Source organism: Streptomyces sp. NPDC001663, from assembly GCF_042893105.1.
Classification (GTDB): Bacteria; Actinomycetota; Actinomycetes; order Streptomycetales; family Streptomycetaceae; genus Streptomyces.
Genome location: NZ_JBIAUR010000020.1, coordinates 169,072 through 184,748 on the forward strand (window position 1 = coordinate 169,072; position 15,677 = coordinate 184,748).

Annotated in this window: 12 protein-coding genes; 3 read left to right on the forward strand and 9 right to left on the reverse strand. The window is 71.3% G+C overall.

Going from position 1 to position 15,677, the window contains the following annotated elements:
* Window positions 1-22 precede the first annotated feature (22 nt).
* The 3 genes from ACFY1L_RS46030 to ACFY1L_RS46040 all read left to right on the forward strand — a co-directional run bounded on the left by ACFY1L_RS46030 (window position 23) and on the right by ACFY1L_RS46040 (window position 2,318).
* A complete protein-coding gene (locus tag ACFY1L_RS46030) occupies window positions 23-817 on the forward strand; it encodes a sugar phosphate isomerase/epimerase family protein (RefSeq protein WP_388839581.1) in 795 nt (264 codons plus the stop codon).
* Between the two features lie 107 nt (window positions 818-924).
* The gene (locus tag ACFY1L_RS46035) at window positions 925-1,488 is read left to right on the forward strand and encodes a hypothetical protein (protein ID WP_388839501.1); all 564 of its coding nucleotides are present in this window, start codon (window positions 925-927) and stop codon (window positions 1,486-1,488) included.
* Window positions 1,485-2,318, forward strand: a complete 834-nt coding sequence (locus tag ACFY1L_RS46040; RefSeq protein WP_388839504.1) for an MOSC domain-containing protein — start codon at window positions 1,485-1,487, stop codon at window positions 2,316-2,318. Before ACFY1L_RS46035 ends, ACFY1L_RS46040 begins: the two co-directional genes overlap by 4 nt.
* A 16-nt stretch (window positions 2,319-2,334) precedes the next feature.
* Here the strand turns inward: ACFY1L_RS46040 and ACFY1L_RS46045 are convergent, their stop codons facing one another.
* The 9 genes from ACFY1L_RS46045 to ACFY1L_RS46085 all read right to left on the reverse strand — a co-directional run bounded on the left by ACFY1L_RS46045 (window position 2,335) and on the right by ACFY1L_RS46085 (window position 15,462).
* Complete coding sequence (locus tag ACFY1L_RS46045) at window positions 2,335-5,745, reverse strand: SAV_2336 N-terminal domain-related protein (RefSeq protein WP_388839507.1); 3,411 nt, start codon at window positions 5,743-5,745, stop codon at window positions 2,335-2,337.
* A 3-nt stretch (window positions 5,746-5,748) separates the two neighbouring features.
* Window positions 5,749-6,699, reverse strand: coding sequence for an AAA family ATPase (locus ACFY1L_RS46050; RefSeq protein ID WP_388839510.1), 951 nt, complete (start codon window positions 6,697-6,699; stop codon window positions 5,749-5,751).
* A 55-nt stretch (window positions 6,700-6,754) separates the two neighbouring features.
* Window positions 6,755-8,905 carry a trypsin-like peptidase domain-containing protein gene (locus tag ACFY1L_RS46055; RefSeq protein ID WP_388839513.1) on the reverse strand — a complete coding sequence of 717 codons (2,151 nt, stop codon included), beginning with the start codon at window positions 8,903-8,905 and terminating at the stop codon, window positions 6,755-6,757.
* 3 nt (window positions 8,906-8,908) lie between these two features.
* Window positions 8,909-9,289 (reverse strand): CU044_2847 family protein, encoded by a 381-nt coding sequence (locus ACFY1L_RS46060; RefSeq protein WP_388839516.1) that lies wholly within the window; start codon window positions 9,287-9,289, stop codon window positions 8,909-8,911.
* 297 nt (window positions 9,290-9,586) lie between these two features.
* Window positions 9,587-9,976 carry a D-ribose pyranase gene (rbsD, locus tag ACFY1L_RS46065; RefSeq protein WP_388839519.1) on the reverse strand — a complete coding sequence of 130 codons (390 nt, stop codon included), beginning with the start codon at window positions 9,974-9,976 and terminating at the stop codon, window positions 9,587-9,589.
* Window positions 9,973-10,875 (reverse strand): ribokinase, encoded by a 903-nt coding sequence (locus ACFY1L_RS46070; RefSeq protein ID WP_388839522.1) that lies wholly within the window; start codon window positions 10,873-10,875, stop codon window positions 9,973-9,975. Before ACFY1L_RS46070 ends, rbsD begins: the two co-directional genes overlap by 4 nt.
* 117 nt (window positions 10,876-10,992) lie before the next feature.
* The gene (locus ACFY1L_RS46075) at window positions 10,993-12,939 is read right to left on the reverse strand and encodes a substrate-binding domain-containing protein (protein WP_388839525.1); all 1,947 of its coding nucleotides are present in this window, start codon (window positions 12,937-12,939) and stop codon (window positions 10,993-10,995) included.
* Complete coding sequence (locus ACFY1L_RS46080; protein ID WP_388839528.1) at window positions 12,929-14,449, reverse strand: sugar ABC transporter ATP-binding protein; 1,521 nt, start codon at window positions 14,447-14,449, stop codon at window positions 12,929-12,931. Before ACFY1L_RS46080 ends, ACFY1L_RS46075 begins: the two co-directional genes overlap by 11 nt.
* The gene (locus ACFY1L_RS46085) at window positions 14,446-15,462 is read right to left on the reverse strand and encodes a LacI family DNA-binding transcriptional regulator (RefSeq protein WP_388839531.1); all 1,017 of its coding nucleotides are present in this window, start codon (window positions 15,460-15,462) and stop codon (window positions 14,446-14,448) included. The genes ACFY1L_RS46080 and ACFY1L_RS46085 overlap by 4 nt, the downstream gene beginning before the upstream one ends.
* Between the last annotated feature and the right edge of the window lie 215 nt (window positions 15,463-15,677).

Genomic DNA, 15,677 nt, shown 5'->3' on the forward strand with positions numbered 1-15,677 from the left:
CTCCCGCTTCTCCATCAACCAGATGACGGTGAAGCAGTTGTCGATGCCGGAACTGGTCGACGCCTGCCGGGAGTTGGGCATCGGCAACGTCGGCCTCTGGCGCGAGCCCGTCCAGTCCTACGGCCTCGACGCGACCGCCAAGCTGATCCGCGACGCGGGCCTGACGGTCACGACGCTGTGCCGCGGCGGCTTCTTCACGGCGATCGACCCGGGGGAGCGTGCCAAGGCCCTGGACGACAACCGGCGCGCGATCGACGAGGCGGCGACGCTCGGCACCGACACCCTGGTCCTGGTCTCCGGCGGTCTGCCCGTCGGCTCCAAGGACCTGCACGGCGCCCGCGAGCGGATCGCGGACGCCCTGGGCGAGTTGGGCCCGTACGCGGAGCAGCACGGCGTCCGCCTGGCCATCGAGCCGCTCCACCCGATGTACGCCTCCGACCGCTGCGTGGTCTCGACGCTCACCCAGGCCCTGGACCTCGCGGAACGCTTCCCGGCCCACCAGGTCGGGGTCACCGTCGACACGTACCACATCTGGTGGGACGACAACGCGCCCGCGCAGATCGCCCGGGCGGGCGCGGGCGGCCGTATCCACACCTTCCAACTCGCCGACTGGACCACGCCGTTGCCGGAGGGCGTGCTCAACGGCCGCGGGCAGATCGGCGACGGCGCGATCGACATGCGGGAGTGGAAGGGCTACGTGGAGGCCGCCGGCTACACCGGCCCCATCGAGGTCGAACTGTTCAACGACGGCCTGTGGGCCCGGGACGGCCGCGAGGTGCTGGCGGAGACGGCACGACGCTTCGTGGAGCACACGTGACCGTCAAGCGGTCAGGGACACTCTGAGGGATTCGCCCCGCATCGGCGCACTGTTCGTGCGGGGCGAATCCATGTCCGCGCGTGGGGAACACGTGATCCACTGGAGCCGTGAATCACGGGGAGAGTTCGCTGGGGCCGCTGGAACTCGTCGACGGCCGCTGGGTGTTGGGGGACTGCGGGCGACCGGGCCGCGCGTGCGTTGAGTTCCGCCCGGACGGCCTGCACGCGATCGCGCGGGACTCCGGGGTGGAGGTGATCCCCTGGGGCAGGATCATGCTGGGCTTCGGCATCACCCTGGGTGGCCGCTACCCGAACCGGAGCGAGACCTACAGCCAGATGGGCGTTCTCGGCGGCATGCCCGGCCCCTTCAGGGGACGCGGTGGCGGCTATCTGCACATGACGTTGCGCCATCCGTACGAGGACCACCTGCTGTTCTTCGACCGTCACCCCCGCTGGTACCGGACGAAGGACATCCTGACCCTGCGGGCGGTGATGTCGCAGCTGGTCGCCGACGGCGAGGTGCACCGGCTCGGCGACGCCGACTGGACGGCCCGCGCCGTCGCCCACCTGTCGACGTTCGACGGCTGGGCCACGAATCGGGCACTGCGCCGGGTGGCGGCGGAGGCCGTGGAGTCGGCTGGGTCGCCGACTCCCGGAGCCGGGCCGAAATGACACGGGCCACGGTCGCCGCCCTGTACCGGCACCCGGTCAAGTCGATGCTCGGTGAGCGGCTGAAGACCGCGGAGATCACCGCCCGCGGACTCACCGGCGACCGTCGCTTCGCCCTGCTGGACCGCGAGACCGGCAAGGTGGCCAGCGCCAAGACCCCGCGCCTGTGGCGGGCGTTGCCGACCTGCACGGCAGCCCTGACGGAGGCCGGCACGGCCATCACGACACCGGCCGGCGAACTCCTCCACAGCACCGACCCCGGCATCGACGACGCCCTCTCGGCGCTGCTCGGCCGCCCGGTCACCCTGAGCGACGTACCTCCGTCCGACGGCACGCTGGACCGCTCCCGTCCGGAGCAGGTCCTGGCGGCGGGCCAGGAGGCCGAAGTGGACGCGGACGTCGTCCGGTTCGGCTCGGCGTCCCCGCCCGGCACGTTCTTCGACTTCGCGCCGGTCCACCTGATCACGACGTCGACGCTGGCGAGGATCGCCGAACTGAGTCCCCGGGGCACGGCGGAGGCGCAGCGCTACCGCCCCAACCTCGTCATCGACACGGGCGACAACCCGCCCGGTTTCGTGGAGCATCACTGGTTGGGCGAAGAACTGCACATCGGCGACCACCTCGTCCTCCAAGTGATCGCCTCGACCCCCCGCTGCGCCGTCCCCACCCTCGTCCACGGGTTCCTCCCCCGCGACCCGGACGCCCTCCGAGTCCTCGCCCGTCACAACCGGGTTCCCGCGCTGCCCGGACGCGCGGCGGAGCCGTGTGCGGGGGTGTATGCGCAGGTGGTGCGGGGCGGATGGGTGCGAGAGGGGGATGCCGTACGGGTCTGACCGCGCCGTCGGCGGCTCAGTCGTCCTCCAGGTCGGTCATGGTGAGGGCCGCGAGGTCCAGAAACGCACGGGCGGTACGGGGTCGGAGTTCGGGCAGGTCGACGGTCCTGTGGTCGGCCAGGCGCGGGTCGTAGGGAATGAAGACGAGGTCGGTGTACCGCTCGAGCCTGCTGAAGCGGACTGCCGAGGCCGGGGACTGGTTGCCGCCGAGGCTCGCGGCGACCACGGCCTGGTCGGCGAGACGCCCCCACCCCCGGCCCCGGAGGTTGTCGAGGACCGCCTCCACGGCCTGGCCCTCCTCGTGGCGGGTGGCGCAGCACACGATCAGCTGGTCCGTCTGTTCCAGCACCACGTCCGCCGATGCGTCGAGACGGGCCGCGGCCCAGTCGGTCAACACCACGGGGTAGTGGCGGGTCGCCAGCGCCATGACATGCCGGTATTCGTCGGCGTAGCCGGGGCTCGGAGTGGCGAGCAGGGCGCGGTGGGCGAGCACCTCCAGGCCCGAAAAGAGATGGTGCGTGTGACGGCTGATCTCCTCGTAGGGGGCGTCCAACGGCAAGCGCGTGAGCATGCGCGGTGATGCCGATGCCTTCGGCGGCAGGTGGACATGCAGGTCGCCGGTGGCCGGGGCCCCGTCGAGGGCCAGTGTCGCGTGCCCGCGCAGGGCCACGAAGAACGCGCCGAGCACCACGGTGGTGGTGACCCGGCCGGAGTTCGGTTGGGCGCCGACCACGGTGATGCGCCTGCTGTGGGTGAGCGGGCGCTGGACGGCGGCCAGTTGGGGGGCGAGGGAACGCCTGCTCAGCAGGCCGAAGGAGGGCCGTCGGGAGACTGCGACCTCCATGCCAGGACCGGCTGGAGGCCTCGCTCCCACGCGCACCCGGCGCGCGGGCGGAGCAGAACTGGGCCACAGAGGCGGTCCCTCGGCCGCCCGGCGTTCGACGGCCGGATCCTCGGTGGCCGACGTTCGCCCGCCCTGCATCGCCTGGGCGATGGCCACGTACTGCCCCAGCCTGTCCGCCACCTCAGTCGCGGCCGGCCGCGCCGCCGGATCCGGGTCGAGACACCGGAGCACGAGGTCCCGCAGCGGCTGCCAGGTGTCGCCCGACCACAGGTGCATGCCCTGCGGCAGTCCGGGCAGCGGTGTGCGCGGGCGGCTGCTGACCAGCCGGAGCAGGTCGCCCAGCGCCCGGATGTTGTCCTCGCGGGTGGGCGGGGCACCTGTGCCGTGGAACTCACCGGCGATGGCGCAGTCCGAGAGACCGGTGAGCAGCACCGTACGCTCCAGGACCACCACGGCGTCCGGCGACAGGTCGGCGGGCACCAGGCCGTTCAGATGGCAGATGCTCACCGCACTGGCCAGGTGCCAGCCCAGTTGAAGGCTGCTGATCAGATCGAAGGCGCCGACCTGTTCGGGGCCCGAGTAGGCGAGCAGGTCGCTCAGGCGCGGTGGCTGGGCGTTCGAGCCGCCGGCCGACGGGAACAGCCGGACGGCGATCCACGGGGGCGTGTCGTTCAGGCCGGTGGCGAGCAGGGCGGGGGCATAGCGGCCGTTCATCCGGCGCAGTGCCTCCCCTTCAGTGGCCAGCAACTGCGCTGCGGAGGGGGGGAGTTCGGGGCGTACCGTGCGGACCGCCAGCTCCTGTCCCCGCTCGTCCAGGCCGAGGTAGACGAGGGTGCGGCCGCCGGTGCGCCGGCCGCGCAGCGCGTACGGACCGAGATGGGTGGGGTCCTGGGGGCCGAGTGGGTTCCACACCGGGGGCCGGACGATCCGGCGCGGCGGGGTGGCGGCCGGGCCGGGGACGCTCACACCGAACCGGGCCATCAGCCGCCGTTCGAGGGCGGTGAAGGACGGGAACGCGGCCGGGAGGGTGTCCGCGCCCTCCGGGTGGGCGAGCCAGGCGGGGAAGTCCGGGGAGCGTCCGGCCAGTTGTTCCAGCCGGCGGCCGATACGGCGGCTGGTGCGTAGCAGTTCGCCGCTAGGCACGGCATCCAGAAGCGCGGTCTTGCACTCCTCGGTGAAGTCGAAGACGCGGTGCTTGGCCGGCAGCGGGCCGGGCACCGGAGCCGGGTGAGGGTGGACGAGTCCGCCGAGGAAGACCTCAGCCAGGTGCGTGGTGCGGGCCTCCCAGGGCACTGCCGACTGCACCAGGCGCATCACCGGAACGGAGACCGGTGACACCGCGGCCAGGTGCGCGGCGAGGCGGTACGCCTCCGGGGACGCCGCGTCTCGGAAGTGCTGCAGGCTGCCCGTCTGGCGGGGTGGGGCGACCAGCGCGTGGTGCCGGGGGCGGGCCAGCAGGGGGAGTTCGACTGTCGTGCCCGGCGAGGTCAGTAGCTCCGCCCAGGCGCGCAGCGAGGCGGCGGTCGGTTCGAGGACCGGTACCGGCACGCCGGTGAAGGCGGCCAGGGCCCTGGGCAGTACGGGGTCGGTGATCACCCAGGAGGTGTTGGCGCCGCCCGGATGGCGGGTGGTGGCCTGCCAGTGGCCGGCCTGGATGCCGGAGCCGTCCCACAGGGCGGGCGGAAGGGTGTGCAGTACGGCCACCGGGCCGCTGGCTGCCCACTGCAGCAGGACGTCGTGGACGGTGCCGGTGCGCCAACCGGCGCCCATGCCGTCGCTGACGACCAGGATCAGGGTCTGGCCGGAGGGATCGAGCAGTGTCGAGGGGGACAGGGCGGTGCTGTGCGGGTCGAAAGCGTGGCCGCGCAGCACCGGGGCCCCGGTGCTGCGGGTCTCGATCCCGCGGACCTGGATCGAGCGGAAGGCGCCGAGCCGATGCAGGGTGGTCAGCAGTTCGCTGGTGAGCCGGTGCCACAGCAGCATGGACACGCCGTCGTCGACGACCACGACGAGGTTCAGCCAGCGTTCCCTGGTGGGACGCATGACGACGTCGGGGAGCCGGGTCTCTGCCAGTTGGGCCGCCGTGGCCGCCTCGTCGAGCTCGCGCAGCCGGGGGCTGGGCCGCTTGCGCTTCAAGGGACGCAGGGCGCGCCCGATCACCAGCTCGTCGCGCAGCGCCTTCTCCTCCGGGACCAGCAGGGGGAGGGCGGGCTTCCCGGGGTCCACCGGTGGCAGGTGCTGCGGCAGGTCGGGCAGGGGCGGTGGCAGCGGGGCGGCGTGCAGTTCGGAGGTGGTCAGGCCGGGCAGGTCGGTGCCGGAGGACCGGGCGTTCGGCTCGTCGGTCTCCACCTCGTCGTCCACGACCGGTTGCCGCGGTTCGGTCGCCGGCGCCTCGGGTGACGTACGACGTAAGGTGCGGCGCCGCAGCGGCAGGTCGTCCGCGCCCTCCGGCAGCCGACTGGCCAGCCACAACATGTCCAGCACCTCGTGGGGATCGAGATCACCCCCGTTCAGCGCGCCCTTGAGCACCTTCAGCACAGTCCCGAGCGGATCACCCGGGTCCGTGTCCTCCCCCGTCCGCACCGCTCACACCGTGCCCGTCAGCTGGTGCAGTACGGCGTCCAGCAGGCCGTCCGCGTCGAGGTCTATGCCGCCGGAGCGGAGGAAGACGGCGTTGAGGAGTTGGTCGGTGGCGAGTTCGCCGGGGGCGCGGCGGCGCAGGAAGGCCTGCAGGAGGTCGTCGACCTCGGGGATGATCTCGGGGCCGAGGTGGGCCGCGACGATGGCGCGCAGCCGGTCCTCGTCGGGCATCGGCAGGTCCAGGCGGATGCAGCGGCGCAGGAAGGCGGGTGGGAAGTCGCGTTCGCCGTTGCTGGTGATGACGACCACGGGGAACTCCGTGCACTGCACCTGCCCCCGGTGCACGGTCACCGTGTCCCGGTGGTCGGCGGTGAGCACCTCGACGTCCGCCATCTCCTCGGGCAGCCGCGCCAGTTCGGCGATCTCGAAGACTCCTTCCTCGAACACTGTCAGCAGGTCGTTGGGCAGGTCCACGTCGCCCTTGTCCATCTCGTCGACCAGCAGGGCCCGCGGTGTGTCGTACGGCGCGAGGGCAGTGCCCAGCGGTCCGAGCCGGACGAATGTGCCGATGGACGGCTCGTCCTCGCCCCGGTCCCGGCTCAGGGTGGTCTCCCGGAGCCTGCCGATGGCGTCGTACCGGTAGAGCGCCTCCTGCACGCTGGAACGGCTGTTGACCGGCCAGCGCAGCACCTCCCCGAGGCTGAGCTCATGGGCGACGGCACGCGCCAGCGACGACTTGCCGGTGCCCGCGGGGCCCGTCACCAGCAGCGGCCGGCGCAGGTGCAGCGCGGCGTTGACGATGTCCGCGTGTTCCGGCGCGATCAGATACGGCAACGGCGCGGGCGTCATGCCCGGTGTCCGGAAGCGGCGCCAGGGCGGTGCGGCCGGCATGGTCACCGACCGCGGTACACCGTCCCCGCGGAATATTCGCCAACTGCCGTTCTCCGGCGTGGTCATGCGCACCTCCGAGACGTACCCACGGCCTGTACCCGCACACCGCTCATGTCTTCTCCTACGGTTCCGCCAGATGCAGCCGGGGCACTGCGCGGTCCGCGTCCGACCAGGCCACGACAGGTCGGCCGGAGTACTCCTCGGGACGGCCCATGCTCTTGGCGCGATAGGCCCGTACGCCCTCCGGCAGTTCACGCACGGGCACGAGGGACAGGCGTTGCACCGCGTGTGAAGGCTCCTGCCACCCCCGGTCCCAGACCACCACGGGCACCCCCATCATCAGACAGGTCTGCACGATCACTTCACGCGAGCGCGGGGGTACGTCCACGGAGACGCGGACGGCGTTCTTGTCTCCCAACAGGGCGCCGTAGACCTCGGTCCTGCCCTGGGCGGGGTGGTCGAACGTCAGGGACAGGTCCGTGTCGAGAAGTCTCCAGCGGTGGCGCCAGTCGGGATGGAAACGCTCGTGACGGTGCAGGAGTTCCGGGCAGGTGACGACCACCGGATACTCGGCGCCCAGCACGCCGGGCAGACCGCAGGGGTCGTCGGCGCTGGATCCGAGCCACTCGTCGACGGGCAGGTTCAGTCCGTCGCGTTCGACGTGCACCTCCAGCACCGGGCGCACGCGATCGGGGGCGGACAGCTGCAGGGACTGGAGGATCTGCAGCAGTTCGCCCGCGACCTGCTCGGCGGTGCGCGCGGTCGCGCCGTCCGTGGACGTCTGCCGCGGTCCCGCGCCCTCGTCGCACCACAGGCGCAGCCGGTAGTGGTCCGCGTCGACCCGCTCCAGCTGCGCCAGCACTCGTGCCGAGGCGGTCCGTTCGCGCCGTGCCCGCGCCCACTCCTCGGCGTCCGTACGGCGTTCCGCGAGCGAGGTAGCGGGAATGCCCAGCCGGTCCACGACGGCGTTGGCCCACAGCCGCAGCTCGCCCTGGGGCCCGTCCGGGCACAGCGCGGCGAGGTACTCGACCGCCCGCAGCAGCCCCGGCACCCGCAACCCGTCCGCGTCGGTACGGCTGTCGCCGGGCAGGTCCTCCAGATGGTCGAGCAGACCGGCCACGGTGTCGCCGCCCGCAAAGGCGGCGGCCAGCGGCAGCGCCGCCCGCACCACCTCGGGCAACCGGGCTCGCAGCGATTCGGGCAGGCCGTCCAGTATTCGGGTCAGCCTGCGGTGCTCACGAGGCGACAGCAGTTTGGGCACCCGGGACAGCCGTCCGGCCGCGACGAGGTCCGGGATGACGGCCGGGTCGTGCCGGCGCAGCACTCCGATCAGGACCGGCAGCGCCCGCGGTTCGGTGACGAGCAGGCCCGCGAACTCCTCCGGGGTGGGCGCGGTCACGTCACGCTGATGGCCGTATCCGCACAGCTCGGCGACGGCGCGTGCGTTGTCGCCCAGCAGCGAGGGAGAGGGGAAGCCCCGTTCCAGAAGGTCGATCAGGAGGGGCAGTGCCGGATCGTCCGGGTCGGGCTCCGGTGTCTCGAACAGCTCGCCCGCGCCCACGGCCCGCAGTTCGGCCTCGATGCGCTGCCACGGGATGCTCCAGCTGCGGCGGGCGACGTTCTGAGAGTGGTGCGGCAGCGGCCGCCCGGTGACCGGGTCGGCGGGCGGCATGACAGCCGCGGCCACGATGCCGACCACCGCGTTGGCATCGACCGACCACAGCGGACCGCCGCTGTAGGAGGGTCCGATGGCCATCCCCGTGGCCTCACCGTCGACGTATCCGATCACCTCGTCGCAGGTCTTCACCCGTACGTCGGCGAAGGAGCTGCTCATTCCTGTGCTGTGCCAGGCGCGCAGGAACTGGCCGGGCTCCATCGGCAGCCAGCGCGGAGGTGCCACGACCCGTCCGGGCATCGTCTCCAGCCGCAGCACGGCCAGGTCGCCCAGCCACTCGCGGTCCTCCCGTTCCCGCACGCCGGCCGACCCGTCCCTGCGGCGCGGCGCCACCCAGTAGGCGACCCGGGTGTCGTACCGGGTGGTGGTGGCCGGGCCGTGCAGGGCGATGCGCACCTTGTCGTCGACCGGAGGCCGAGGGTCGAACAGCTGCCTGCCCAGCGCGTCGTTCACGACGTGGGCGCATGTCAGCAACTGGTCCGGGGCCAGCAGCACGCCGGCCCCCACGCTGGTGCCGTCGGCGGCCTGCAGCACGGAGACCACAGTGTGCCGCGGGTCCGCCGAGTCCGACCGTCCGGCCTTGAGAAACCACCCCATGCATCAGTCCGCGGCGGGTGCGGGCTGCCAGGTGGCCGACACGGTCAGATGCGCCTGGCCGTTGCCCCCGACGATGCCGAGCTTGAGATCGTGTCCCACCTGCACCCCGAAGGTGACGTTGATCTCCTGCGGCGGTCGTTGCGACGTCACCACGGAGTCGTGCACCTCCTGGAGGAACGGCCCGAGGGGCCGCAGCGTGCTGCGCAACGTGTCCATGGCGAAGGAAGCGGCCGCCTGCCCGCCGCGGGACACCGGAACGGTGTGCCCCATACCTTCGGGCAGATCCGCGACCGGCTCGCCCGAGGGCGCCGGGGCATCGCCGGGAGCGAGCTGGAATCGCACCAACGTCCCGTCGGTGAGCTGGAGTTCACTGAAGTCCGACACTCTTGCATTGTGCCGATCAGGGCTCGGATATATGCCTTGTTCACCGAGATCGCCGCGGTGGTGCTCCGCGGGCGAAAAAATTCTGAAGAACCCGTGCAACCCTTCCCCCACCTCGCGGGTCGTACTTGGCATCAGGACTCTTGGAGGGGGATCTGGGGGGATCGCGGGGGTTCTGATGTTGGAGGGGAAAACCCGAGGGGGCCCGGTCGACGGATCGGGCCCTCTCGAATTTGTCCGAAGTGGCCACATCCGGAAGTGCCCGCGTCCAGAGGCGTCCGTGTCCGGAAGCGTCCGCGTCTAGAAGAAGACGCCGCACCTCAGCAGCACATTCGCGTACGGCCGTGCCTCCCCCGTCCGCACCACCAGCCGCGCCCCCGCCGACAGCTCCTTCAGCCGCTCGTGGGAGACCAGCTCCAGCTTGGGGAAGTGGTCGTCCAGCAGCGTCGATGCCGGCGGATTGGCGTCGCGGACCTCCGTCGCCGCAGTCGCCCCCTCCACCACCAGCTCGGCCAGCAGCCCGTCCAGCACCTCCGCGAAGGACGGCACCCCGGCGCGGAACGCCAGGTCCACCACGCGCGGACCCTCCGGTATCGGCATGCCCGCGTCGCACACCAGCACCCCGTCCCCGTGGCCCAACTCGGCCAGCGCGCCGGAGAGATGGCGGTTCAGGATTCCCGCCTTCTTCACAGTGCGTCGACCTCCTCGGCGGTCGGGAAGGACACCTGCGCGCCCTCCTTGGTGACGGCGGCCGCACCGACGCGGGCCGCATACGCCGCGGCCTCGGCCAGAGATGCCCCGCTCCCCAGCCGGAACGCCAGCGCCGCCGTGAACGCGTCGCCCGCACCCGTCGTGTCCACCGCGTCCACCTTCACCGAAGGCACCCGCGCGACCCCGCCCGAGGAGGCCACCAGCGCGCCCTCCGCCCCGAGGGTGACCACGACCGAGCGCGGGCCCTTGGCGAGCAGCAGCCGGGCCCAGTCCTCCGGCCGGTCGGACACGCACGCGTCGCCCAGCACGACCTTCGCCTCGTGCTCGTTGACGATCAGCGGGTCGCAGGCCGCCAGCACCTCGGCCGGCAACGGCCGCGGCGGCGACGGGTTCAGCACGAAGCGGCTGTCCGGGGTCAGACTGCGTACGACCTCCACGACCGTCTCCAGCGGGATCTCCAGCTGCGTCGAGACCACGCGCGAGGCCTGGAAGAGGCATGCGGCGGCCTTGATGTCCCCCGGCACCAGCTTCCCGTTCGCACCCGGCGACACCACGATGCTGTTGTCCCCGGACGGGTCGACGGTGATGAGCGCGACGCCCGTCGGCGCCCCGCCCACCAGCACACCCACCGTGTCGACCCCGGCCGCCCGCTGCGAGTCGAGCAGCAGCCTGCCGTACGCGTCGTCGCCGACCCGGGCCAGCAGGGCCGTAGCGGCCCCGAGGCGGGCGGCGGCGACCGCCTGGTTCGCGCCCTTGCCGCCCGGGTGGACGGCGAGATCGGAGCCGAGCACGGTCTCGCCGGCGCCCGGCCGCCGCTCGACGCCGATGACCAGGTCGGCGTTGGCCGAACCCACGACCAGTAGGTCGTAGTCGAACATCAGAAGGACTCCCCGTCGTACATCAATTGACTCCCTTTGTGAGCGCGATGTGAACAAGATACGGAGGAATCGGGGCGGCCGGGGCCCGATGGGCCGCTCGGCCGCCTCCTTGGTACCTCAGCCCGTGAAGCCGGCCACGTTGTCCTTCGTGATCACCTTCACCGGCACCTTCACCGCCGATTCGACCTTCTTGCCCTGGATCGCCCTGAGTGCGTTGTCCACCGCGATCCTGCCCAGCAGGCTGGGTTGTTGGGCGACCGAGGCGTACAGCTTGCCCGACTCGACGGCCTTCAGGCCGTCGGCGGTTCCGTCGAAACCGAGGACCGTCACGGACGTGCCGGCCTTGGAGCCGAGCGCCTTGATCGCGCCGAGGGCCATCTCGTCGTTCTGGGCGAAGACGCCGTTCACGTCGGGGTGTGCCTGGAGCAGGTTGGTCATCACGTCCAGGCCCTTGGTGCGGTCCCAGTCGGCGGGCTGCTGGGCGATGACCTTGATACCCGGGTAGGCCTTCAGCCCCTCGGCGAAACCAGCCCCGCGCTCACGGGCGGCGGAGGTCCCGGCCTGGCCCTGCAGGATCACGATCCTGCCGGTGCCGCCCAGCTTCTCGGCGAGCGCCTTGGCGGCGAGCCTGCCGCCGGTGATGTTGTCGGAGGCGACGAGCGCGGCCGTGTCGGCGTTGTTGACCGCGCGGTCGACGGCGACGAGCGGGATGCCGGACTTGTTCACGGCCTTCGCCGCCGGAGTCACCGCGTCGGAGTCCACCGGGTTGACGATGATCGTGCCGAGACCCTCGCTGGTGAAGTTCTGCAACTGGTTGGCCTGCTGGGAGGCGTCGTTCTGGGCGTCGGTGACGGTCAGGTCCACGCCCAGCTTCTTCGCCTCGGCCTGGGCACCGGCGCGGATCTGCACGAAGAACGGGTTGTTGAGGGTCGACAGCGACAGGCCGATCTTCTCGCTCTTGGCCGCGGACGTGCCCGTGTGCAGGAAGGACATGGCGCCGACGAGCGCCGCCGCGACCACGGCCGCGAGGACGTACGTCGCCGCCTGCCGGCCCTTGTTGCCGCCGCTACCGGTGGTCACCGGAGTTGCCCCGGCCTTGCGGCGGACGGTGTCCAGGAGCACCGCCAGCGCGATCACGACACCGATGACGACCTGCTGCCAGAAGGCGGACACCGACAGGAGGTTGAGCCCGTTGCGCAGCACCGCCAGGATCAGCGCGCCGATCAGTGTGCCGGAGGCCTTGCCCGTACCACCGGCGAGCGAGGCACCGCCGATGACGACCGCGGCGATCGCGTCGAGTTCGTAGCCCTGCGCGGCCTGCGGCTGCGCGGAGGACAGCCGGGCGGCGAGCACGATGCCCGCGGCGGCGGCGAACAGGCCGGAGAACGCGTAGATCGCGAGCTTCTGCTTCTTCACCCGCAGACCCGACAGCCGGGCCGCTTCCTCGTTGCCGCCGATCGCGTACATCGAGCGGCCGATGTACGTCCGGCCGAGCACGAACGCCGTGATCAGACCCATGCCGACCATCACGAGCACCGGCACCGGCAGCCAGCCGCCGAGGGTGTCGCCGAGATGCGAGACCGAGCCGGGGAAGGCGATGGGGGAGCCCTGCGAGATCACCAGGGACAGACCGCGGGCCACCGACAGCATGGCGAGCGTGGCGATGAACGGCGGCAGTTTCCCGTACGAGATCAGGAAGCCGTTGACCAGGCCGCACACTATGCCGGTCGCAATGGCGAGCACGACCGCCAGGACGACCGGCATGCCCTGCGAAGTGGCGCTCCAGGCAAGGACGGTGGCCGACAGGGCGGCCACCGAGCCGACCGACAGGTCGATGCCCGCCGAGACGATCACGAAGGTCACACCGAAGGCGAGGATGGCGGTCACGGCCGCCTGGACGCCGACGTTGAGGAGGTTGTCCGTCGTCATGAAGTCGCCGGACAGCGCCGACATCGCGATGACGAGGACGATCAGCGCGGTCAGCGCACCGTTGTCGAGCAGGAGGCGGCGAAGCCCCGAGGCGCCACTCGCGCCCGTCGTGCTCTTGAGCGTGTCAGCGGCCACGGGTGGCCTCCAGTTCGGTAGTAGGGGTGCTCACGGCGAGGGACATGACGGCGTCCTGGGTGGCCTCGTCGGCGGAGAGTTCGCCCGCGATCCGGCCCTGGGCCATCACCAGCACCCGGTCGCTCATCCCGAGCACCTCGGGCAGATCGCTGGAGATCATCAGCACGGCGGCCCCGGCGGCCGTGAGTTCGTTGATCAGCTGGTAGATCTCGACCTTGGCGCCGACGTCGATTCCGCGCGTCGGCTCGTCGAGGATCAGCACCTTGGTCTCGGCGAGCAGCCACTTGCCGATGACGACCTTCTGCTGGTTGCCGCCGGACAACGTCCGTACGTGCTGGCCGAGTCCGGCCATCCGCACGCCGAGCTGCTCGGCGATCCGGGCGGCGGCCTCCCGCTGTCCCTTGAGGTCGACGACCCCCGCGCGCGTGGCCGAACGCAGCGTCACCAGACCCAGGTTCTCCTCGACGGACGCGTCCAGGACCAGACCCTGACCCTTGCGGTCCTCGGGGATCAGCCCGATGCCGGCCGCCATCGCGGCGCCCACGTCGTGCCCTTTCAGAGACGCCCCGGAGACCTTCACGGCCCCCTTGTCGTACGGATCGGCCCCGAACACGGCCCGCACGACCTCCGTACGCCCGGCACCGACCAGCCCCGCGATCCCGACGACCTCGCCGGCATGCACCTCGAAGCTCACGTCGTGGAAGAGACCGTCGCGGGTCAGCCCCTCGACGGTGAGCAACGCGGCGCCCTTCTCGGGCTGTTCACGCGGGTACTGCTGCTCGATCGACCGCCCCACCATGAGCCGTACGAGCTCGTCCTCGGGCGTGGAAGCGGGCACCTGTCCGACGCTCTTGCCGTCGCGGATCACGGTGACCCGGTCTCCCAGGGCGGCGATCTCCTCCAGGTGATGCGTGATGAAGACGATCCCGACGCCGTCCTCGCGCAGCGAACGCACGATCGCGAAGAGCTTCTCCACCTCCTCCGAGGTGAGCACGGCGGTCGGCTCATCCATGATCAGCACGCGCGCGTTCAGGCTCAGCGCCTTGGCGATCTCGACCATCTGCAGCCGCGCGATACCGAGTTCACGCACGCGCGCGCGTGGCGACACGTTGACGCCGACGCGCTTAAGCAGGACCTCGGCGTCGGCCTCCATCGTCTTCCGGTCGATCATCCCGAAGCGGCGCGGCTGCCGCCCCAGGAAGATGTTCTCGGCGACCGTGAGGTCGGGTACGAGGTTGAACTCCTGGTAGATGGTGGCGATCCCGAGGCGCTCGGAGTCCTGCGCACCATGGATGCGCACCTCCTCGCCGCCCACCAGGATCCGCCCGGCGTCGGGGGTGTAGGCGCCGGAGAGCATCTTGATGAGGGTGCTCTTGCCCGCGCCGTTCTCACCGAGCAGCACATGGACCTCGCCCCGGCGCAGGTCGAAGTCGACGCCGTCGAGCGCGACCACGCCGGGGAAGGTCTTCCGTATGCCCTCGATGCGCAGCAACTCGTCCGCGTTGCTCACGACAGGCTCCTGTTCTGTTCGGGGTTCTCACCGCACGAGCGGCGTACGACGAGCCGGGCGGGGAGGGTGACGGACTTGGGGGGCCGGCCCTCGATGCGGTCGACCAGGGCCCGTACGGCGGCCCGGCCCAGCTCGCCCGTGGGCTGGGCGATCGCGGTGATCGGCGGATCGGTGTGCACGAACCACGGGATGTCGTCGAACGCGGCCAGCGCGATGTCGTCCGGAACGCGCAGTCCACGCGCGCGTACCGCGTCCAGCGCGCCGAGCGCCATCAGGTTGTCGGCGGCGAAGACGACCTCGGGCGGCTCGGGCAGGTCGAGGAACCCCTCGGTGACCCGCCGTCCGCTCTCGGCCTGGAAGTCGCCCTGTCCTATGTAGGCGTCGGGGAGTTCGAGGCCGTACGCGGCGAGCGCCTCCCGGAAGGTCTCGACACGCTCCCGCCCGGTCGTGGTGGCCGCCGGCCCCGCGATGATCGCGAGCCGCCGGTGCCCCAGCCCGTGCAGATGCGCGACGAGATCCCGTACGGCGGCCTCTCCGTCCGCCCGCACCACCGGCACGTCGACACCCGGGATCCACCGGTCGACGAACACCATGGGCGTCCCGGCCCGCACGGCGTCCAGCATCAGCGGGGAGCCGCCGTCCGTGGGGGAGACCAGCAGCCCGTCGATACGACGGTCCAGCAGGTTCCGTACGTGGTGGTCCTGCAGGTCGGGCCGCTCGTCGGCGTTGCCGATGATGACGCTGTAGCCGAGCGCGCGGGCCTCCTCCTCGACGGAGCGGGCCAGTTCGGTGAAGTAGGGGTTCATCACGTCGCTGATGACCAGGCCGAGGGTGTGGGTCTGGTCGGTCCGCAGGGAACGGGCGACGGCGTTCGGGCGGTAGCCCAGCGCCTCGACGGCGGCCAGCACGCGTGCGCGTGCGTCGGCACTGACCGACGGATGGTCGTTCAGGACACGCGAGACCGTGGCGACGGAGACCCCCGCCTCGGCAGCGACGTCCTTGATGCTCGCCATCGCCGCTCCACCTCCTTGTGGCAGCTTCTGGAATCGATTACATCGATACGTCGCAAGGATTGGAATCGATTACACGGCGGTTAATCAACCCCTCAACCACATCCCGAAACCGGATCGTGATGGAGGCGGCATTGGCGGCACTCAGTGCCGCCACAGGGCCCGGTGGTCGACCCCGAGTGCACTCTATTTCGCCAAGTGGGGGATGGTAGAAGCAA